At 70.1% G+C, this 19,864-nt stretch carries 23 protein-coding genes; 13 read left to right on the forward strand and 10 right to left on the reverse strand.

Annotated elements, in window-relative coordinates:
• The first annotated feature begins 157 nt into the window (after positions 1–157).
• The 4 genes from B0I29_RS18595 to B0I29_RS18610 all read left to right on the forward strand — a co-directional run bounded on the left by B0I29_RS18595 (position 158) and on the right by B0I29_RS18610 (position 4,275).
• Positions 158–2,407 (forward strand): catalase, encoded by a 2,250-nt coding sequence (locus B0I29_RS18595; protein WP_111650289.1) that lies wholly within the window; start codon positions 158–160, stop codon positions 2,405–2,407.
• A gap of 199 nt (positions 2,408–2,606) precedes the next feature.
• A complete protein-coding gene (locus B0I29_RS18600) occupies positions 2,607–3,272 on the forward strand; it encodes a hypothetical protein (RefSeq protein WP_181557864.1) in 666 nt (221 codons plus the stop codon).
• Complete coding sequence (locus B0I29_RS18605) at positions 3,269–3,685, forward strand: phage holin family protein (RefSeq protein WP_111650290.1); 417 nt, start codon at positions 3,269–3,271, stop codon at positions 3,683–3,685. Before B0I29_RS18600 ends, B0I29_RS18605 begins: the two co-directional genes overlap by 4 nt.
• Entirely contained in the window at positions 3,661–4,275 is a 615-nt protein-coding gene (locus B0I29_RS18610) for a DUF3618 domain-containing protein (RefSeq protein WP_111650291.1), read from the forward strand. Before B0I29_RS18605 ends, B0I29_RS18610 begins: the two co-directional genes overlap by 25 nt.
• A gap of 89 nt (positions 4,276–4,364) precedes the next feature.
• Here B0I29_RS18610 and B0I29_RS18615 read toward each other — a convergent pair whose 3' ends face one another.
• The 7 genes from B0I29_RS18615 to B0I29_RS18645 all read right to left on the reverse strand — a co-directional run bounded on the left by B0I29_RS18615 (position 4,365) and on the right by B0I29_RS18645 (position 10,275).
• A complete protein-coding gene (locus tag B0I29_RS18615; protein ID WP_111650292.1) occupies positions 4,365–4,967 on the reverse strand; it encodes a hypothetical protein in 603 nt (200 codons plus the stop codon).
• Positions 4,964–5,836 carry an ATP-binding cassette domain-containing protein gene (locus tag B0I29_RS18620; RefSeq protein WP_111650293.1) on the reverse strand — a complete coding sequence of 291 codons (873 nt, stop codon included), beginning with the start codon at positions 5,834–5,836 and terminating at the stop codon, positions 4,964–4,966. The genes B0I29_RS18615 and B0I29_RS18620 overlap by 4 nt, the downstream gene beginning before the upstream one ends.
• A gap of 66 nt (positions 5,837–5,902) precedes the next feature.
• Positions 5,903–6,679, reverse strand: coding sequence for an amino acid ABC transporter ATP-binding protein (locus B0I29_RS18625; protein ID WP_111650531.1), 777 nt, complete (start codon positions 6,677–6,679; stop codon positions 5,903–5,905).
• Positions 6,680–6,684: 5 nt separating this feature from the next.
• A complete protein-coding gene (locus B0I29_RS18630; protein WP_111650294.1) occupies positions 6,685–7,479 on the reverse strand; it encodes an amino acid ABC transporter permease in 795 nt (264 codons plus the stop codon).
• Positions 7,479–8,306, reverse strand: a complete 828-nt coding sequence (locus B0I29_RS18635; RefSeq protein ID WP_111650295.1) for a basic amino acid ABC transporter substrate-binding protein — start codon at positions 8,304–8,306, stop codon at positions 7,479–7,481. Before B0I29_RS18635 ends, B0I29_RS18630 begins: the two co-directional genes overlap by 1 nt.
• 80 nt (positions 8,307–8,386) lie before the next feature.
• Positions 8,387–8,758, reverse strand: a complete 372-nt coding sequence (locus B0I29_RS18640) for a hypothetical protein (RefSeq protein ID WP_146616813.1) — start codon at positions 8,756–8,758, stop codon at positions 8,387–8,389.
• A 167-nt stretch (positions 8,759–8,925) separates the two neighbouring features.
• Positions 8,926–10,275, reverse strand: coding sequence for an AI-2E family transporter (locus B0I29_RS18645; RefSeq protein WP_111650297.1), 1,350 nt, complete (start codon positions 10,273–10,275; stop codon positions 8,926–8,928).
• Positions 10,276–10,535: 260 nt separating this feature from the next.
• Here B0I29_RS18645 and B0I29_RS18650 point away from each other — a divergent pair, with 260 nt between their 5' ends.
• The 8 genes from B0I29_RS18650 to B0I29_RS18685 all read left to right on the forward strand — a co-directional run bounded on the left by B0I29_RS18650 (position 10,536) and on the right by B0I29_RS18685 (position 15,537).
• Positions 10,536–10,790, forward strand: a complete 255-nt coding sequence (locus B0I29_RS18650; protein ID WP_111650298.1) for a hypothetical protein — start codon at positions 10,536–10,538, stop codon at positions 10,788–10,790.
• Between the two features lie 95 nt (positions 10,791–10,885).
• Entirely contained in the window at positions 10,886–11,293 is a 408-nt protein-coding gene (locus B0I29_RS18655; RefSeq protein WP_111650532.1) for a DUF2752 domain-containing protein, read from the forward strand.
• A gap of 12 nt (positions 11,294–11,305) precedes the next feature.
• Complete coding sequence (locus B0I29_RS18660) at positions 11,306–11,776, forward strand: RDD family protein (protein WP_111650299.1); 471 nt, start codon at positions 11,306–11,308, stop codon at positions 11,774–11,776.
• 117 nt (positions 11,777–11,893) lie between these two features.
• Positions 11,894–12,466, forward strand: a complete 573-nt coding sequence (locus B0I29_RS18665) for a Dps family protein (RefSeq protein ID WP_111650300.1) — start codon at positions 11,894–11,896, stop codon at positions 12,464–12,466.
• A 32-nt stretch (positions 12,467–12,498) separates the two neighbouring features.
• Entirely contained in the window at positions 12,499–13,419 is a 921-nt protein-coding gene (locus B0I29_RS18670; protein WP_181557865.1) for an acyl-CoA/acyl-ACP dehydrogenase, read from the forward strand.
• Complete coding sequence (locus tag B0I29_RS18675; protein WP_111650302.1) at positions 13,413–14,135, forward strand: PIG-L deacetylase family protein; 723 nt, start codon at positions 13,413–13,415, stop codon at positions 14,133–14,135. Before B0I29_RS18670 ends, B0I29_RS18675 begins: the two co-directional genes overlap by 7 nt.
• Positions 14,132–14,755, forward strand: coding sequence for a class I SAM-dependent DNA methyltransferase (locus B0I29_RS18680; protein ID WP_111650303.1), 624 nt, complete (start codon positions 14,132–14,134; stop codon positions 14,753–14,755). The genes B0I29_RS18675 and B0I29_RS18680 overlap by 4 nt, the downstream gene beginning before the upstream one ends.
• Entirely contained in the window at positions 14,752–15,537 is a 786-nt protein-coding gene (locus B0I29_RS18685) for a glycosyltransferase family 2 protein (RefSeq protein ID WP_220091342.1), read from the forward strand. The genes B0I29_RS18680 and B0I29_RS18685 overlap by 4 nt, the downstream gene beginning before the upstream one ends.
• Here B0I29_RS18685 and B0I29_RS18690 read toward each other — a convergent pair.
• A complete protein-coding gene (locus B0I29_RS18690) occupies positions 15,463–16,236 on the reverse strand; it encodes a tyrosine-protein phosphatase (protein ID WP_111650305.1) in 774 nt (257 codons plus the stop codon). The genes B0I29_RS18685 and B0I29_RS18690 overlap by 75 nt on opposite strands.
• Positions 16,237–16,387: 151 nt before the next feature.
• Here B0I29_RS18690 and B0I29_RS18695 point away from each other — a divergent pair, with 151 nt between their 5' ends.
• Positions 16,388–17,005 (forward strand): TetR/AcrR family transcriptional regulator, encoded by a 618-nt coding sequence (locus B0I29_RS18695; protein WP_111650306.1) that lies wholly within the window; start codon positions 16,388–16,390, stop codon positions 17,003–17,005.
• On the opposite strand, the gene B0I29_RS18700 is transcribed toward B0I29_RS18695, so the two are convergent.
• Positions 17,002–18,351, reverse strand: coding sequence for a ferredoxin reductase family protein (locus tag B0I29_RS18700; protein WP_111650307.1), 1,350 nt, complete (start codon positions 18,349–18,351; stop codon positions 17,002–17,004). The genes B0I29_RS18695 and B0I29_RS18700 overlap by 4 nt on opposite strands.
• Before the next feature lie 84 nt (positions 18,352–18,435).
• Complete coding sequence (locus tag B0I29_RS18705) at positions 18,436–19,836, reverse strand: FAD-binding oxidoreductase (protein WP_220091343.1); 1,401 nt, start codon at positions 19,834–19,836, stop codon at positions 18,436–18,438.
• Between the last annotated feature and the right edge of the window lie 28 nt (positions 19,837–19,864).

The raw sequence follows: 19,864 nt of genomic DNA on the forward strand, positions 1-19,864 counted from the left end.
TGCCCTCTCGTCGCGGACCGAAACCGCATCCACGCAAGATCCCTCTTTCGGTCACCCTCATTCCCCGGTACGCACAACGGCCCGCCACTGAAGCGTTTGGCCGCCCGGACGCCGGGTAGCCGGATGGCCTCATTGCCGTTCTTGGAGGAAATCTCAGATGGATGCCAGCAAGCCCGTCAAGGCGGCCAAGAAGGCCGTGAAGGCGGCGGCCACCTCGGTCGCGGACGCCGTCACCGCCCAGGTACCTGGCTCCCCGGGGAGCGCTCCGGCAACGCTCGAGGAGCCGACCACGCCGCGCGAGCCGTTGCCGCCGAAGAAGGAACAGGGTGCGCCGGACACGCGTACGCCCACCGGTGCGGAGACCGGTCTGCCCGCTCCCGCGAACGGCCAGCAGGGCGCGTACCTGACCACGGCCACCGGGGTGCGGCTGCGCGACACCGACCACTCGCTGAAGGCCGGCCCCCGGGGCCCGTCGCTGCTGCAGGACCACCACCTGCGCGAGAAGATCACCCACTTCGACCACGAGCGCATCCCGGAGCGCGTGGTGCACGCACGCGGCACCGGGGCGCACGGCACGTTCACCGCGTACGGGACCGCCGAGTCGGTGACCAAGGCCGGGTTCCTGAAGAAGAACACCGAGACCGACGTCTTCGTCCGGTTCTCCACGGTTCTGGGCTCGCGCGGCTCGGCGGACACCGTCCGGGACACCCGTGGTTTCGCGGTGAAGTTCTACACCGACGAGGGCAACTTCGACCTGGTCGGCAACAACATCCCGGTCTTCTTCATCCAGGACGCGATCAAGTTCCCGGACATCATCCACGCCGCGAAGCCGCACCCGGACCGGGAGATCCCGCAGGCGCAGAGCGCGCACGACACGTTCTGGGACTTCGTCTCGTTGCACACCGAGGCGCAGCACCACACCATCTGGAACATGTCGGACCGGGGCATCCCGCGCTCGTACCGGACGATGGAGGGTTTCGGCGTCCACACGTTCCGGCTGGTCAACGACGCCGGCGCGACGACGCTCGTCAAGTTCCACTGGAAACCGAAGCTGGGCGTGCACTCCCTGACCTGGGAGGAGGCGCAGCTGCTCAGCGGCCTCGACCCGGACTTCCACCGCCGCGACCTGTACGACGCGATCGAGGCCGGCGCGTTCCCGGAGTACGAGCTGGGCATCCAGGTCTTCCCGGACACCGGCGAGGAGGCATTCGCCGGCATCGACCTGCTCGACCCGACCAAGATGGTCCCGGAGGAGCTCGCCCCGGTCCAGCCGATCGGCAAGCTCGTCATCGACCGGACGCCGACGAACTTCTTCGCCGAGTCCGAGCAGGTCGCCTTCCACCTGGGCACCATGCCGCCGGGCATCGACGTCACCAACGACCCGCTGCTGCAGGGCCGGCTGTTCTCGTACGTGGACACCCAGCTGTCCCGGCTGGGTGGCCCGAACTACAACCAGATCCCGATCAACCGGCCGCACGCGCCGGTCAACGACATGCTGCGCGACGGCTTCCACCAGCACGCCGTGCACGGCGGGGTGGCGCCGTACCGGCCGAACTCGCTGGACGGCGGCAACCCGTCGACCGCCGAGGACGGTTTCGTCGACGTGCCGGTGATCGTGGCGGAGGCGCCGAAGATCCGGCAGAACCCGGCGTCGTTCGACGACCACTACAGCCAGACCCGGCTGTTCTGGCTGAGCATGACGCCGACCGAGCAGGAACACATCATCAGCGCGTACACGTTCGAGCTGTCCAAGTGCTACGAGCAGGCGATCAAGGAACGGCAGCTGCAGGCGCTGGCGAACATCGACCCGGTGCTGTGCCGGCAGGTCGCGACCGGCCTGGGCCTGCCCGAGCCGAAGCCGACAGTGCCGCTCGCTGACGTCACGCCCAGCCCGACGCTGTCGCAGATCGGCCACACCTGGCCCACCGACGGCCGCACCATCGGCATCGTCGTGGACCCGGACGGCGACGTGGACGCGGCGCTCAAGGTCCGTGAGGTGGTGTTCGGCGCCGGCATGACGCCGCTGCTGATCGCCCCGCACGGCGGGATGGTCGGCGGCGCACCGGTGCAGCGGACGTTCGCCACCGCCCGCTCGGTGGAGTTCGACGCGATCCTGCTGGCCGGCGCGCCGGTACCGGCCCCGGACGCGCGCCCGGCCCGCGACGCGAAAGCCGGCCGCGCCTCGGCCACCGTGGACCCGCGGGTACTGCTGCTTGTCGACGAGTGCTGGCGGCACGCCAAGTCGATCGGCGCGTGGGGCGACGGCGTCACCGTTCTCCAGGAAGCCGGCGTCAGCGGCACACCGGGCGTGGTGACCGCGAATTCGGGCGAGGCCGTCTTCGGCGAGATCCAGGTTCTGCTGGGCGCTCACCGGGTCTGGGAGAGATTCCCGGCTCTGGTCGCCTGACGCGTACGAAATAAAGCCGAGGCTCTGTTCTGCCCCATCGGGCAGGACTGGGCCTCGGCTTTATTTCTGCTTTCCGATTTTATGTTTAGGTTAAAAAGAATCGATGGCCGATAAATTATCGAATATATTTCCATCCGACGGTTAGGAGCATTTATCGAGGAGATTCATTGAACGAACCCAGGACAATGTAGGAGGCACCATGAGTGACCGAACCATCGGCGCTTACTCGCCGGATCTTTCCGCTCCGGACGATACGTCCAAAGCCAAACAGGCCACCGCCCAGGCCGCCGTCGACGTGAAGGACACCGCGAAGGAGCAGGCCCAGCGCCTCGGCACCGAGGCCAAGACGCAGGCGCGCACCGTCGCCGCCGACGTGCGGAACAAGGTCAGCGAGCAGGCCCGTACGCAGAACGACAATCTGGTCAGCAGCATCCGCCAGACCGCCGGGCACCTCGACGAGATGCGCGGCGCCCGGCAGGACTCACCGGCCGCGGCCGTCGTGTCCCGGGTGGCTGACGGTGGCCGGCAACTCGCCGACTACCTGGACCGCAACGGTCCCGAAGGCGTGCTCCGGGAGGTGCAGGACTTCGCCCGGCGCCGGCCGGGAGCGTTCCTGGCCACCACCCTCGCCGCCGGATTCGTCATCGGACGCCTGGGCAAGAGCGTCGCCAAGGCCGACCCGAATGCGGGTAGCAGTGGCACCGGCAACGGATTCGTCGCCGCCGAGCCGCAGACCTATGCGGCACCGGCTCCCGCCCCGGTCAGCAACGGCGTGAGCGGCACCGAGTACGCGGCCGCCGGCACCGGAGTCCCGGTCGTGAACAACGACCCGTTCGGCTACCAGGACCCGGAGTCGCGCCCGTGACGATCCCTCGTCCCCATGACGCGCCTGATCACGTCGCCGACACGTCGATCGGTGACCTGATCGGCAACATCAGCAACGACCTGTCGCAGCTGTTCCGGCAGGAGGTCGACCTCGCCAAGGTCGAGATGAAACAGGAAGCGACGAAGGCCGGCAAGGCAGCCGGGATGCTCGGCGCCGCCGGTTTCGCCGGATACCTCGCTGTCGTGCTGCTCAGCTTCGCCGTCGTGTTCGGCCTCGCCAACGTGATGGACGCCGGCTGGGCCGCGCTCATCGTCGCCGTCGTCTGGGCGGCCGTCGGTGGCGTCCTGTTCGTGAACGGCCGCAACAAGCTCAAGACCGTCGATCCCGTGCCGCACCGCACCGTGGACACCCTCAAGGAGGATGCGCAATGGCTGAAGAACCCGACCGGCTGAAGCGGCAGATCGAGGACACCCGTGCCTCGCTGACCCGTGACGTCGACCTGCTGGCCGAGAAGACCAGTCCCGGCAAGGTCGCGCAGCGGCGCTGGAATTCAATGAGGGAGAAGGTCATGGGTACCACGGACCACGCACGGCACGCGGCCGGCGACACGACGTCGACGGCGGTACGCACCGTGCAGGACAAGGCATCGCAGGCCTCGGACGTGGCGGGCGAGAAGGCGCACGTCGCGGCCGACGCCGTCCGCAACGCCCCGCAGGCCGTCGCCGCGCAGGCCCAGGGCAACCCGCTCGCCGCCGGCATCATCGCGTTCGGTGTCGGCTTGCTCGCCGCCACCCTGATCCCGGTGACCGACGCGGAACGCCGCGCCGGCCAGCAGCTCAAGGACAACAGCGGCGAGCTCACCGACAAGGTGAAGGATGTTGCCGCGGAGGTCAAGGACGACCTCACCGGTCCGGTCCAGGACGCCGTCGCCTCGGTCAAGGGGACCGCGCAGGACGCCGCCCAGACCACCAAGGGTCAGGCACAGTCCTCGGCGCACGACGTGACCGACCAGGCTCGGCAGGCCGCACGGAACGCCTCCTGAGCGAGCTCTCGTGTGCCGGTCTCCTCACGGGGCCGGCACCAGCGTGTCCGCACGTCCCTCGGATCGTGAAAGGCCGTGGGCCCGGCGGGTCAGCCGGCGGCCACGTCGCGGCGGATCGACCAGGCTGCCAGGGGCAGTGATGCCGCCGTCCACGCCAGCAGCGACAGCAAGAACCGGGAGTCGCCGGTGCTGGCGTACAGAAAGCTGGTGAAGGGCAGTGGCTCTTCGAGTCGTCCGATCAGGCCCTCGGCGAACAACAGCCAGCCCAGATAGCCGGCGAACAACCACAGCGGATGGCGCACGATCGTCGCGTTGGCGGCGCCGAAGACGGCGATCAGCGGGACCACGGCGAGGGTCGACAGGTATTCGGAGCCGTAGCCTCCCCCGGCGACCGCGACGCCGCTGACCGCGGCCAGGACCAGCGCGAACAGGACCGACACCACGCATTGGGCGGCGAAGACCAGCAGCCGGTGCGGCTGGCCGAGGAACACCAGGATCGCGGTGCGGTGCTGGTAGTGCTGGGCGGTGATCATGATGGCGATGCCGAAGGCGCCGAGGCCGGCGAACAGGGTCCAGAACTCCTCGCTGAGCCAGCCGGTCAGCGCCGCGAGGGTGGCGAACCCGGCCAGGGCGATCCAGGAGGATCGGATGGTCAGGCTCCGGTGCAGCTCACTGCGCAGGACCGCGATCATTGTGCCTCCGCCATGCTCAGGAAGATGTCCTCGAGGTGCTGGGTGTACGCGACCAGCTCGTAGATCGGCACCTGGGCGTGCAGGGCCATGTCGCCGGCCTGTTCCGGGGTGAGCCCGGTGACCAGCAGCGCGTCGCCGTCGCTGGTGACGGTCGCGCCGTGCTCGGTGAAGGTGTCGAACAGCAGCTGGTGGTCGCCGCCGCGGACCCGGAGCTGGGTCATGCCGGTGAGCTCGGCCAGCGGCGCGGCCGCCTGGATCCGGCCGTCCGCAATGATCACCACGTCGTCGACCATGAGTTCCAGTTCGCCGAGCAGGTGGCTGGAGATCAGCACGGTGCCGCCGGCCGCGACGTGGTCACGCAGCAGTCCGCGCAGCCAGGCCATGCCTGAGGGGTCGAGGCCGTTGGCCGGTTCGTCGAGGACCAGCACCGGTGGCTCGCCGAGCAGCGCTGTCGCCACGGCGAGGCGCTGGCGCATGCCCAGGGAGTACTCGCCGGTGCGTTTGTGCGCGGCTTCGGACAGGCCGACGTACTCCAGCAGGTCGTCGACCCGTTTGCGGGAGGTGCCGCTGAGCAGCGCCTGGGTGATCAGGTGGCTGCGGCCGCTCTGTCCTGGATGGCTCAGCCCCTGTTCCAGGACCGCGCCGGCCTCACGCAGTGGCTGCTTGAGGTCGCGGTACCGCCGCCCGTTGATCAGCGCGGCGCCGCGGGTGGGGCGGCTGAGCCCGAGCAGGATCCGCAGCGTGGTGCTCTTGCCGGAGCCGTTGAGCCCGAGCAGGCCGGTGACCCGTCCTGGCGAGGCGGTGAAGGTGACGTCGTGTACCGCGTCGACGCCGCCGTAGGTCTTCGTCAATTCCCGGATCTCGATCATCGGGCGCGATTAAACCGGCCGCTGTCAAACCGGGTACGCCCCGATTACGGGGCGTACCCGGTCCTCTCAATCTTTCAGGTGTGCGCCGATCTCGGTCTCGCTGACCCGGGTCGGTTCCAGGACCCGGTGCAGGAACACCCGGGTGCGTTCCTCGCGGGGGCTGCCGAACACCTCCGCGGGCGGCCCCTGTTCGACGATCACGCCGCCGTCCATGAAGACGACCCGGTTGGCGACCTCGCGGGCGAAGGCCATCTCGTGGGTGACCACGAGCATCGTCATGCCTTCGGCGGCCAGGCCGCGCATGACCGCGAGGACCTCGCCGACCAGTTCGGGGTCGAGCGCGCTGGTCGGCTCGTCGAAGAGCATCAGCTGCGGGTCCATCGCCAGGGCCCGGGCGATGGCGACGCGTTGCTGCTGGCCGCCGGAGAGCTGCGCCGGGTACGCGTCAGCCTTCTCGGCGAGCCCGACGCGGTCCAGGTTCACCGAGGCGATCCGGTTGGCCTCGGCGCGGCTGCGTTTCAGGACCCGGCGCTGGGCGATGGTGATGTTCTCCCGCACGGTGAGGTGACCGAACAGGTTGAACTGCTGGAACACCATGCCGATGCCGCGCCGGACGGCGTCGATGTCGCAGTCCGGGTCGGTGACCTCCACGCCGGCCACCCGGATGGAGCCGGCGGTCGGCTCCTCCAGCAGGTTCACGCAGCGCAGCAGCGTGGACTTGCCGGAGCCGGACGGGCCGATGACGCAGACCACCTCGCCCGGCTCGACCGACAGGTTGATGCCGCGCAGCACCTCCAGCTTGCCGAACGACTTGTGCAGCTCGCTGATCTCGATGGTGGACATCGCGGTCACCTCTCCCTCGCGGCTCGGCGTTCCAGCCCCCGGACCAGCTGGGACAGCGGCAGGGTGATCACCAGGTAGAGCAGTCCGGCCACCACCAGCGGTGTCGGGTTGACCCGCGTGTTGAGCGTGTCACCGGCGAACTTGGTCAGCTCGATCGTCGTGGGGGTGACGCCGAGGACGTAAACCAGCGAGGTGTCCTTGGTCAGCAGGATGATCTCGTTGGTCAGCGGCGGGATGACGATCCGGAACGCCTGCGGCAGCACGATGGAGACCATCGCGCGGGTGTGCGACATGCCGAGGGTACGGGCCGCCTCCAGCTGCCCCTTCGGCACCGCCTGGATGCCGGCCCGGATGGTCTCGGCCATGTAGGCCGCGGCGGTCAGGCCGAGGCCGACCGCGACCGAGCCGTACACCCCGCCGGGAATCTCCCGGTCGGGAAACGCCAGGGGTACGCCGTACCCGACCATGAACAGCACCAGCAGCGCCGGCAGGCCACGAAAGAGTTCGATGTAGGCGGTGGCGAACCATCGGTACGGCGCGACCGACGACAACCGCAGCAGCGCGAGGATCAGCCCGAGCGTCAGGCCGAACACGAACGCGAGCAGGGTGTAGACGATGGTGTTGCGCAGCGCGACGGTGATCGCCTCGGGGAACATGCTCTCGGCGATGTCACGCCGGAAGAACGCCTCGGACAGGGTGCCCCAGTCGGCGGCGCTCACCACGAGCAGGATCAGAACGACGAATACGACGTAGCCGGCGACGCGGACGACCCGCCGCCGCCGGCGAGGGCTGAGCGTCATCAACTGGCCGGCTTCTCGCCGATCCAGGTCGCGTAGATCTTGTCGTAGGTGCCGTCACTCCGCGCCGCCGCGAGGGCGTCGTTGAGGGTCTTGAGCAGCTCGGCGTTGCCCTTCTTCACCGCGAAGCCGTACTGCTCGCCGGTGTCGAAGCCGGTCGCGACGACGACCTTGCCGGGGTTGGCCTTGATGTACTCGTTCCAGACCGGCAGGTCGTTGACGGCGGCCTCGATCTGGTTGGTCGCCAGGGCCTGCTGCAGAGCGGCGAGGTCCTTGTAGGAGACCACCTCGATATTCAGGCTCTTCTCCTTGACCTGGGCGTTGATGTACTCCTCGCCGGTGGTGCCGCCCTGCACGCCGAGGCGCTTGCCGGCGAGCTCGTCGAGGGTCTTGACCTCTTTGCCGGTGAGCACGGCGAGCGCCTGGGTGGCGTCGAAGTACGGCTCGGAGAAGTCCAGCACCTTCTTGCGCTCGTCGGTGATCGTCATGCCGGCCGCGGCGACGTCACACTTGCCGGAGTTGAGGTCGGCACCGGACTTGATGCCCTCGAACGGCGTGTCGACGATCTCCTGGGGCACGCTGAGTTTCGCGGCGACCAGGTCGATGAGCGCGACGTCGAAGCCGACCACCTTGCCGGTGTCGTCCTTCGACTGGAACGGTGCGTACGGCAGGTGTGTACACGTGGTCAGCGCGCCGGCTTTGACCAGGGCGACGCCGCCCTCGGTGGTGCCGCCGGTGTCTTCCTTGGCGCAGCCCGCGACGCCGGCGATCGCCAGTGTCGCGGCGGCCGCGAACGTGGCCGCTTTACGAGCAGGTCCCAGCTTGTTCATTCAACTCTCCCGGTCATGGCCCCCCGCCCACCGCGGGGCCATGCCAGGTTATTCCATTATCATCGATGTCTCGCGGCGACTCACCTACCGGTACGCCGGGAGTCGGGGCGCCGGGCCGGCGGTCCGGTGCGGCTGCGCGGACGCGCCGGCGGGAGCTCGGCCGGGCCGTCGACAGCGCCGGGGCTGGAGAACACCACGGGCGGGATCGCCGGGGCGGCCGGCGCCTGCGATGCGGGAGCGACCCAGTCCGGCTCGACGATCTGGGCACCGGTGACCGGCGACGCGGGCGCGGCGCGGTCCAGCAGCCGCTGTGCCAGGGCTGCGTCGACGTGGCCGTCAGCGCTGATGCGGACACCAGCGGTCTCGGCCAGTGCCACGACGTCGGTGGCGGCGAAGGCTTTGGCGCCGAGGGCGCTGAGCCTGCGGGCGAACTCGTGCACAGTGATCTGCAACGACGACCTCTCGTAGGGCTGTCCACGGCGGCGGGGGTGACCCGGCCGCGGAGAATCGCAACGCAGCGGTGCATTACCCCGCGCTGTCACGGTCATGCCGCGCCCCCCTCACGGTGATGCGAGACGCATCAGCAAGGGTGGGATGCACTATCTTACGTGACCCCCGATCACGGCGATCGACTTCCCGACACCGACACCGATGTGCTGGCCGGCGGCGGGTTGTCCGGGTCGCCCTGGCGCTGCTGGATCTGGTGCCGATCCTCGGCTTCGGCCTGGTCGTCGTCGGTGGGTTCGGTGCCGGGCGGCTGCCGGTTCGGGGTGGGCTCACCTTCCGGGTGACTGATCAGGTATCGGATCGCGGTGTTCAGCACGGCCAGCAGCGGGACCGCGATCAGGCCGCCGACGATGCCGGCCAGCACGATGCCGGCGGCGATCGCCAGGATCACGGCGAGCGGGTGCAGCGCCACCGCCCGGCCCATGATCAGCGGCTGCAGGACGTGGCCTTCGAGCTGCTGGACGCCGATCACGATGGCCAGCACGATCAGCGCGCTGACCGGCCCGTTGGCGACCAGCGCCACCAGGACCGCCGCCGCGCCGGCGATGGTGGCGCCGACGACCGGGATGAAGGCGCCGAGGAAGACCAGCGCGGCCAGGGGCAGCGCCAGCGGCACCTTGAGGATGAACAGGCCGATACCGATGCCGACCGCGTCGACGAAGGCGACCAGCACTGTCGCGTGCACGTACGAGACCAGGGTGTGCCAGGCGTAGTGGCCGGCGCGGGCGGTGGGCAGCCGCGCGTCACGGGGCAGCAGCCGGCACAGGAACGACCAGATCTGGCCGCCGTCGCGCAGGAAGAAGAAGAGCGTGAACAGCACCAGGAAGAACCCGGTGAGCACCTCGCCGAGGGTGGTCGCGGTGCTCAGCGCGCCGGAGGTGACCGCGCCCTGGTTCGCGGTGATGGCCGCGCGAGCCTGCTCGATGTACTGGTCGAGCTGACGGTCGGTGACGTGCAGCGGACTCTGCGCGAGCCAGGTCTGCACCTCGCCGAGGCCGTCGCCGACCTGGGCGGAGAGGTCGTCGAGCTGGGCGATGAAGGTCCGGATGATCAGGCCGAGGCCGCCGAAGACCAGCACCAGGGCGGCGAGCAGGACCATCCCGGCGGCGAGTGAGCGGTTCATCCCACGCCGGACCAGGGCGGCGCCGGCCGGCTGGAACAGCGCGGCGAGCAGCATCGCCACCATCACCGGGATGATCACCAGGCTGAGCAGTCCGACGACCCGCAGGAACAGATATCCGGCGAGCACGAAGAGGATGAAGCGCCACGCCCAGGCGCCGGCGGTGCGCACCGCCCGGGGCAGCACGTCGCTGTCGCGGTCCGCGCGCTGGCCGACCACCACGACCGGCGGCGAGCCCGGCTCCAGGCCCGGCCCGGCCGTGAACGGCGGTAACGGGTTGCGGCTCGCCGCCTCGGCGAACCTGGCCCGAGCGCGTTCCCGGGCCGTACGTGTCCATGCCATGTGTGCTCTCCTGATGCGCTGTGGACACTCCTGGCAGCGGTGGACCGGCCGGGTGTCACCGCGTGACTGCCCCGTCGCGCCCTGATTCACACACGTTCGACCAGGCCGACGCCGTGACCGATCGGGTGGCCGCGAGTTAGACGGACAGCCGACCCTGCACGGCGGAAGCTGACGATCTTCGCGGGCGTGCCGGCGCCCGCGCACCAACTGAACATTCAGACTGTCCTCACCGTCGCCAATACGGATCTGGAGTGCCATCGGTGTCACCTGAAACCACGCTCGCCCGCCTCGCGGACGAATTCCTCGCTGCGATGAACCGGCACGGTGTGCACATCGATCGGCCGGTCGTGGAGCAAGAGATGCGCGAGCGCATCGACGCGATCGCCGAGGTGCTCCGGCTCGACACCCAGACCGTCCTTCGCGATCACGCTCAGGACGGCTGGGGGCGGCAGATGGCCGCGGCCGCCATTGAGCAGATTCGCCAGGATCGTCTGCTCGACATCAACTGGCGCTGAACTGGCCACCACCTGGGATCACGCGTCGATAACGGGGTCGCGCAGGATCCGCTGGAACCTTATGATCTCGGGACCCAAGATCACGAGGTATGTCCATGCGTACGTTCTCCGTGCCTGAACGGCTGGGTGGCTTCGGCGTGCTCGTCGCCGTCGCAGCCACGGTCTGGCCGGCCGTCAGCGCCAGCACCGGAGCGGCTCTGCCGTGCCCGCTGCGAACGCTCACCGGCGTGCCCTGCCCGGCCTGCGGTCTGACGACCGCAGCAGTCGCGCTGGCGCACGGCGAGGCTGTCACCGCGTTGCAGGCCAATCCTCTGATCTTCGGGTTGGCGGCCCTCACGGCCGCCACCGTCCCGCTCGTGGCGCTGCGTGCCGCAGGCGTGCTCGGACCCCCACGCCCGTGGTCGTCGCAGCGACGGCGGCAGGCGGGATGGATCGCAGGACTGCTCGCGTTCGCGAGCTGGCTCTTTCAACTGCACCGGCTCGACGCGAGCCGGCCCTTCTAAAGGACCGGAACCATGACAGACCCCTACGCCCAGCAGTCCTACCCGGCTCCGGCCGGCTACAACGCCGCCACCCCGGCTTACGCCAGCTGGATCCAGCGTGTCGGCGCGTACCTGATCGACGCCATCATCGTGGCGCCGTTCTCGATCCTGGCCGCCACCATCGGCACCAGCACCGATGCCGCCGGCGTGCCCAGCTACAACGCGTTCTACTTCGTGTTCATCGTGCTGGCGATCGCCGTGCAGGGTTACAACCGCTGGTTCCAGGCCGGCAAGACCGGCCAGAGCTGGGGCCGCAAGGCGCTCGGCATCCGCCTGGTCGGCCTCGCCACCGGCCAGCCGATCGGTGCCGGCAAGGCGTTCCTGCGCGACCTGGCGCACTTCATCGACGGCATCATCTGCTACATCGGCTTCCTGTTCCCGCTCTGGGACGCCAAGAAGCAGACCATCGCCGACAAGATCGTCAGCACGGTCGTCGTTCGCTGATCTGAGCTTCACGAAGCCCTGCCGGTTCATTCTCGAACCGGCAGGGCTTTTCCATTGTTTGCGCCGATCTGACGGGGGCATGTGCTTCGAGGTATTTCCACGAAAGGAAACTCAACGATGGCACCCACTGCCCGCAAAAACGCCGCCACACCTCACTACACGGTTCCCGGATTGAAGCCGGACACCGCCGCCGAGGTCATCACGGTGCTCCAGGACCGGCTCAACGCGCTCAACGACCTCGCGCTGACGCTCAAGCACGTGCACTGGAACGTGGTGGGCCCGACCTTCATCGCCGTGCACACCATGCTCGACCCGCAGGTCGACGGTGTCCGGGAGATGGTCGACACGACCGCCGAGCGGATCGCCACCCTGGGCGGTTCCCCGGTCGGCACGCCGGGCGCCCTGGTCGCCCAGCGGAGCTGGGACGATTACTCGATCGGCCGGGCCGACGCCAACGCACACCTGGCCGCTCTCGATCTCGTCTACAGCGGCGTCATCGAGGACCACCGGGCGGCGATCGAGAAGACCGAGGAACTCGACCCGGTCACCGAGGACCTGCTCGTCACCCAGACGGGTGGCCTGGAGCAGTACCACTGGTTCGTCCGCGCTCACCTGGAGCGCCCGGACGGCACCCTGGTCACCGCGAACGCGCCCACCGAAAAGGCCGCCGCCCGCAAGGCGAAGCGCTGACCGGTTCTTTGCCGGAGGGAAAATACGTTCAGGTGAGAAACACTCCGGAATTGCCTTTTCCCGGTAGTGGCCGGACCGCGGAACGATTTCGCGGTCTGGCCGCTCTCGGCCGTACCGATCTGGTCACCGCCCGGCTCGGCGAGGGCCACGCGGACGCGATGGCGATCCGCGCGTCGCTTCGCGACGCTTCGCTTGATGAAACAAGGCAAACCCCGACGGACGAGCGCTGGGGCGTCTGGGCGGCGGCTCCTTCTTCGGTACGCGCGGAGCACACCAGCACGGGCTGGCAGCTGACCGGCGACCGCCCCTGGTGCTCCGGTGCCGTCTGGTGCACCCACGCGCTGGTGACCGCCGCGGCCGAGGACGGCACCCGGCTGTTCGCCGTCCGCAACACCGCCCCGCACGCCGTGCCCCTCGACGGCACCTGGCCGGCGATCGGCATGGCCGGCAGCGACAGCCGCACCGTCCGATTCACCGCCGCACCGGCCCGCCCGGTCGGCGAACCCGGCGACTACGTGAACCGGCCCGGCTTCTGGCACGGCGGCATCGGCGTGGCCGCCTGCTGGTACGGCGGCGCCCTCGGCATCGCCGACACCCTGCACGCCGCCGCCGGCCGCAAGGACCTCGACCCGCACGGCCTGGCCCACCTCGACGCCGTCGACGCGGCGATCGCCGCGGCCCGGGCCGTGCTGTTCGAGGCGGCCGCCATCATCGACGCCGACCCGGCAGCGCATGCCCACCGGCTGGCCCTGCGGGTCCGAGCCGTCGTGGAGAGGTCGGCGACCGAGGTACTCGACCGGGCCGGGCGGATGCTCGGCGCCGGGCCGCTCTGCCGCGACGTGCAGCACGCTCAGCGCGTCGCCGACCTGACCGTCTATCTGCGGCAGAGCCACGCGGAGGCCGACCTGGAACAACTCGGCCGCCTGGTCGCGGAGGCGGAGCAGCCATGGTGAAGCCGATCGTCGACGAGGGCACCCCGGAACAGCGGTGGCGGGCGTGGCCGGCGATGTCGGCCTGGCCGCCGCTCGCCCTCGACCCGGCCGAGCCGCCGCTGGTCGTCGCCCCGCACCCGGACGACGAGATCCTCGGCGTCGCCGGTCTGATGGCGATGCTCGGCCGCGCCGATCTGGTCGCGGTGACCGACGGCGAGGCCTCGCACCCGCACTCCACCGTCCACTCCCCCGCCGAGCTCGCGGAGATCCGGCGCGCCGAGACCACCGAGGCCCTGTCCCGGCTCGGCCTGCGCGACACGACCGTGCACCGCCTCGGCCAGCCCGACGGCGGCATCGACGAGAACATCGTCACCAAGGAACTGACCGCGCTGCTCACCCCGGGCCGCTGGTGCCTGGCCACCTGGCGCGAGGACGGCCACCCCGACCACGAGGCGGTCGGACGAGCAGCCGCGGCAGCCTGTGCGGCCACCGGGGCCCGGCTGCTGGAGTACCCGATCTGGACCTGGCACTGGGCTGCTCCCGGCGATCCGGCCGTACCCTGGGATCGGGCTCGCAGGATCGAGCTGACCGCGGCCGCGCGCTTTGCGAAAGCGGCGGCGATAGCCGCATTCCCCAGCCAGATCGCGGCACTCGGCCCCGCCGAGGCCGACGCGGCGATCCTGCCGCCGCACATCCTCGCCCGCTTCACCCGGCCGTTCGAGGTGGTCTTCACGTGACCACACCGGTGACCTACTTCGAGCGGATGTACGCCGGCAGCGCGGACCCGTGGAACTTCGAGACCCGCTGGTACGACGCCCGCAAACACGCCCTGACGGTGGCCGCGCTGACCCGGCCCCGATACCGGTCGGCGTTCGAACCCGGCTGCTCCACCGGACGGCTCACCGCGCTGCTCGCGGGCCGCTGCGATTCCCTGCTGGCCGTCGACGCGGTCGGCGCCGCTGTGCGCACCGCGGCGTCCCGGGCGGCCGGGCAGCCGCAGGTGACGGTCCGCGAGGCCGCGGTGCCGCACGAGTGGCCCGCGGAATCGTTCGACCTGATCGTGCTCTCCGAGATCGGCTACTACTTCAGCAACGCCGACCTTTCCACGCTCGTCGAGCGGACGGTGGCCTCGCTGGAGCCCGGCGGCGACCTGGTGGCGGTGCACTGGCGCTGGCCGGTCGAGGAGCACGCCCGCTCCGGCGACGAGGTCCACGCGGTCCTCGCGGCGACGGACGGCCTGACCCGCCAGTCGCGGCTGGAGGAAGCCGACTTCCTGCTGGAGGTCTACACCCGAGACCCCTCTTCGCTTTCGGTGTCTTCTTCGCTCTCCGTTGCCCAGCGTGAAGGTCTGGTGTGACCCGGATAGCTGTGGTGGTGCCCGCTCACGACGAAGCCGCCTCGATCACCGCCTGCCTGCACAGCATCGCGACCGCCGCCCTGGCGGTCGCACCCGTGCCGGTCGAGATCATCGTCGTCGCTGACGCGTGCGCCGACGACACCGCGGCCTTCGCTCGCGACGCGGGTGCCACCGTGCTGACCACGACGGCCCGCAACGTGGGCCGGGCCCGCGCCGCCGGGATGCGCCACGCACTGCGCCACGGTCCGGACGGACTGTGGCTGGCCACCACCGACGCGGACAGCCGAGTACCGCCCGGCTGGCTGACATGGCAGCTGCGCCACGCCGACGCCGGCGCCGGCCTGCTCGCCGGAACCGTCGTCGTGCACGACTGGCAGGGCTGGCCGGCCGACCTTCAGGCCGCCTACGACACCGGGTACCACGACGCGGTCCGTGGCACCGCGCACGATCACGCGCACGGCGCCAACCTGGGCATATCGGCAGACGCGTATCAATCAGCTGGCGGTTTTCGCCCGCTGCCGCACAGCGAGGACCGCGACCTCATCGACCGGATGAGCCACCGCGGCGCCCGGGTGGTCACCGACACCAGCTGCCCGGTCATCACCAGCAGCCGGCGCCTCGGCCGCGCCCCGCACGGCTTCGCCGCCCACCTGATCACCCTCGCCGCTGCCGCCCCTCCATACGGAAAGGCGGCAGCGAGGGATGTCTCAGCCGGCGATGCGCTCGCGCAGGGCACTGAGGTCGGCGTCGGACAGGCCGCCGCCGCGCAGATATTCGGCTGAGCCGCCGCGCTCGTCGAGCCAGGCGAAAGCGGCTTTGATCGCCTCTGGCGGTGTGGCGGTGACCAGGTCCGTGATCGCCGGGATGAGGGGTACTCCCCAGGCTTTCAGGCGTGCCAGCATGAGTTCGGCCCACTCGCCGGCGAGGTTCGTTTCACTGAGCACGTAATCGGCGATCACGGCGCCGCGGTCCGCGCCCGCCGCATCGAGCAGCAGGGCGACGGCCACGCCGGTCCGGTCCTTGCCGGCCGTGCAGTGCACGAGCACACCGCCGTGCGTTTCGTCGGAGGGCCTGGCGACGAGTCGTGCGACCTCGGCGAAGGTTTCGGCGGCCGAGCCGAGCATCTGGACGTAGATGTCGGCCAGCGAGGGGAGGCGCGCGAAGGCCGCTCGCATCGCGGCCTCGTCGAGGCCGGCCGCTGACGGCATGCCCGTGAACGACCCCTGGAGCAACGGCAGTTCCACGACGGCGAACTCACGTGCCGAGCCGATCCGGTTCGGCGCGCCGGTTTTCTCCAGGTCGCTGCGGAAGTCGACGATCGTACCGATCGGGCTCGCCGCCAGGGTGTCTACGCCGTTGCCGGTGGTGCCGGCGAGCGCGTCCGACCGGTAGAGCACCCCGGCGCGGGTCGAACTGCCCGCCGTGAGCGGGATGCCCCCGGTGTCCCTGGAGTTGTAGGTTCCGGCGATGATCGCGCTCACGCGACCTCCTGTTTCTCTGCGGGGGTGGAGTCATGCGTCTATGAGTACCTCAACCTAGTGGCGACTAAGTTAGCCGGTGGATCAGGTATCCGTCCAGGTCGGCGGCACCACCTGGTCGCCACCCGGGACGACGTCTCGTAGGGTTTCGGGGGTGGAGAGCTCAGAGCGTCCCCCCGACGGCGACCACCGGCTCGCCCGCGGCGACGCCCGGCGGACCCGGATCCTCACCGCCGCCACCAGCGAGTTCGGCCGCAAGGGTTACGAGAGCGCCCGCATCGCCGACATCGCCCGGTCAGCCGGGGTGACCGACGCGGGCGTGCTGCACCACTTCGCCACCAAGCACGACCTCTTCATGGCCGTCGTCGAGCGTCGCGAGGAGGTCTACCAGACGATCAAGCTGCCCACCGACTCGGTGCGTGCCCTGTTCGACGAGTTCATCGCGGTCGTCCGCCTCGCCGCGCAGGAGCCCGACCTGCTGCGATTCCGCGTCATGCTCACCGGTGCCTCGCGCGTCGAAGGCCATCCGGTGGAGGGCCGCGCCCGTCGCAACCTGGAGGCCGCGCTGGACACGCTGGTCCCGTTCGTGCGCGAGCGCATCGCTGCCGGAGAGCTCGCCGGGACGACGGATCCGCAGCAGCTCGTCCTCGAACTGCTGGCCCTCAACGAGGGCATCCGCGACCAGTGGTCCACGCTGCCCGACCGCATCGATTACGTCGCCGTGTTCACGGCCGCCGCCAACCGGCTTTACGAGAGCGCACGGGCGCGCTAGCCGGCCAGGCGGAACCGTTCCGCATGGATCTGGGTACGCGCGACGCCCAGCTCCCCCAGAGCTTTGAGCACCGCCACCGTCAGCGCCTCCGGGCCGCAGATGTAGATGTCGCGGTCACGGATGTCCGGGACCAGCCGCTCGAGGTTCTGCGGTGCGAACGGCGTGTTCGGCGGAGAGCCCTCGCCGGTGCGGCCGGTCAGCACGTGCAGCTCGGCGTCGCGCATGCCGGCCAGCGCGCGCAGCTCGGCGATCAGCACGGCGTGGCCCATGGTCGGCACTCGGTACAGCACGGTCATCGGACCGGTCAGTTCCTCCAGCAGGGCCCGGATCGGGGTGACGCCGATGCCGCCGGCGATCAGCACGCTCGACGGCTTGGTGCGGGCGAGGCTGGTCAGCGCGCCGTACGGGCCCTCGGCGAAGACCCGCGCGCCGACCGGCAGGTCACGCAGCCCCGCGCTGGTCCGGCCGATCGCCTTGGCGGTCAGCCGGAGCGACACCCCGTTCGGCGCGGCGGACAGCGACCACGGGTTGACCTGCCACCACGCGTTGTGCCCGGGGAAACGCCACAGCATGAACTGCCCGGCCAGCGCCGGAAGTTTGTCGAGGTGCCGGCCGGTGACGTGCACCGACACCACGTCGTCGGCCTCGGGAACCACGGCAGCGACCCGGAACTGGTGGCGCGCGTTGCGGACCAGCGGCATGACGATCCGGCCGATCAGCAGGGCGGCGATCGCCAGTGTCCACAGCAGCCACCAGTACGCCCGGGACAGCGACGACACGGTGAAGGTGGTGATCTCGAACATCTGGTGGATCAGCGCGAGCACGATCACCAGGTAGAGCAGGAAGTGGATGGCGTGCCAGGCCTCGTAGGACAGCCGGCGGCGCGCGTACCGGGCGGAGACCACGGCGACCAGGCCGACGATCAGGAACGCGATCATGCCGAGCAGGACCGGGAACGATCCGGCCAGGCTGATGATCTGCACCGGCACCGGGTTGCCGTCGAGCTGGGCGAAGCCGGTCACGATGAACGCCACGTGGGCGAGCAGCGTCCAGAACAGCGTGAAGCCGACCCAGCGGTGGATCGTGGTCAGCTGATCCATGCCGAGCCGGCGGTCCAGCCACGGCAGCCGGGCGATCAGCACCAGCTGAAAGATCATCACCAGCGCGACGTGCAGCCCGAGGAACCGGCCGATGGTGATCAGGGTGTTCTTCTGCGGCACGTCCGAGGTGAAGAACATCAGCCACACGAACACGAGATTCAGGCCGAGGACGCCGAACAGCACGAGCTTGGCGGCGGCTCTAGGGCGTACCAAAGATCGGGTTTTGATCTGGCTGGTGGCCGTCATGTGAGTCAGCGTGCACCAGCGGGCCTGCGCCGCGCCAGCCCCCGACCGTGGCGTGCGGCCGGAGCTCGCACGCCACGAGAGGCGTCAGTTCGCCGGCGGGATGTTGTGGTTGATGCGGAACAGGTTGGCCGGGTCGAACCGCCGCTTGATGCCGGCGAGGCGCTCATAGGACTCCGGCGCGTAGGCCAGCGCCGCCGTCTGCGGGTCGGCATCGTTCGCGAACATGAAGTTCAGGTACCGGCGACCGGTCGACCACGGCGCGAGCGCGTCGATCAGCTTCTGCTCGTAAGCGTGCAGCGCGGCCGCGTCCGGCGGCCCTCCGGCCGCCACCAGGAAGACGTTGTACAGCGTCTGGTCACGGTTGCCGACCGCGTTCGGCACCTCAGGGGTACGCGCGAGCGCCCCGCCCATGTGCCGTACCTCGGCCAGGACCAGCGGCGAGTCGGAGCCCGGACCGGCGTACCGGAGGATCGTGTCGACGGCCTCGGCCGGCAGCTCACGCAGCAGGGCGCCGTGCTCGTAGATCGGCAGCGGGTCGACCGGGTCGCTGTGCACGGCGGCGATCGCGGCGTACGGCATCGGCCCGACCGCGTCGATGATCGGCGTGCCCAGCTCGCGGAACGGCTGCACCAGGACAGCGCCGTCGGCCGGGCCGCCCAGGTAGGTGATGCGCAGGTGCGCGACGAGGCGGTCGCGCAGCGGCTCCGGCACGAACGGCGCCGGCGGCAGGTGCAGCAGGCCGACCGAGGCGGACATCTCCTCCGGCAGGTCCTTCGTCCACTCGCGGAACAGGTGCAGCACCTCACCGGCGAGCTCACCCGGGAAGAAGATGCCGCCGCCGTAGAACGCCTGGAGCGGGAAAACGGTGAACTCGATGGCGATGACGACGCCGAAGTTGCCCTTCGCGCCGCGCAGCGCCCAGAACAGGTCCGGCTCTGTCTCGGCGGTGACGTGGCGCAGCTCGCCGTCCGGGGTCACCACGTCCAGCGCGGTGACGTGGTCGGCGGCGTACCCGTACTTGCGGCCGAACGGGCCGAGGCCGCCGCCGAGGGTGTAGCTGACCACGGTCACGGTCGGCGATGAGCCGTTCAGCGCGGCCACGCCGAGCTTGGACGCCTGCTCGACGAACTCGCCCCAGCGCACACCGGCCTCGACCCGCGCGGTCTTCGCGGTCTCGTCGATGGCCAGGCCGGTCAGCCGGCGGGTGGTGATCAGCACCGAACCGGCCGACGACACCGAACTGCCGTGCCCGGCGCCGAGGACGGCCACCGGCAGGTCATGGGCGGCAGCGAACCGTACGGCTGCCTGCACGTCGGCGGCGCTGGTGGCGCCGACGACCACCGCGGGGGTGTGCACCACGGTCAGGTTGTAGGTGGGGATCTCCTCCGCGTAGCCCTCGTCTCCGGGCACGAGGACGGGACCGGCGACGGTCGCCGTCAGTGCGGCGATGTCGGCCGCGGAAAAAGTACCGGGAGTGCTGCTCACGTGGATCGGCCTCTCTGCAATGCCTGGC

Origin of the sequence: Actinoplanes lutulentus (assembly GCF_003259845.1) — a bacterium.
GTDB lineage: Bacteria > Actinomycetota > Actinomycetes > Mycobacteriales > Micromonosporaceae > Actinoplanes > Actinoplanes lutulentus.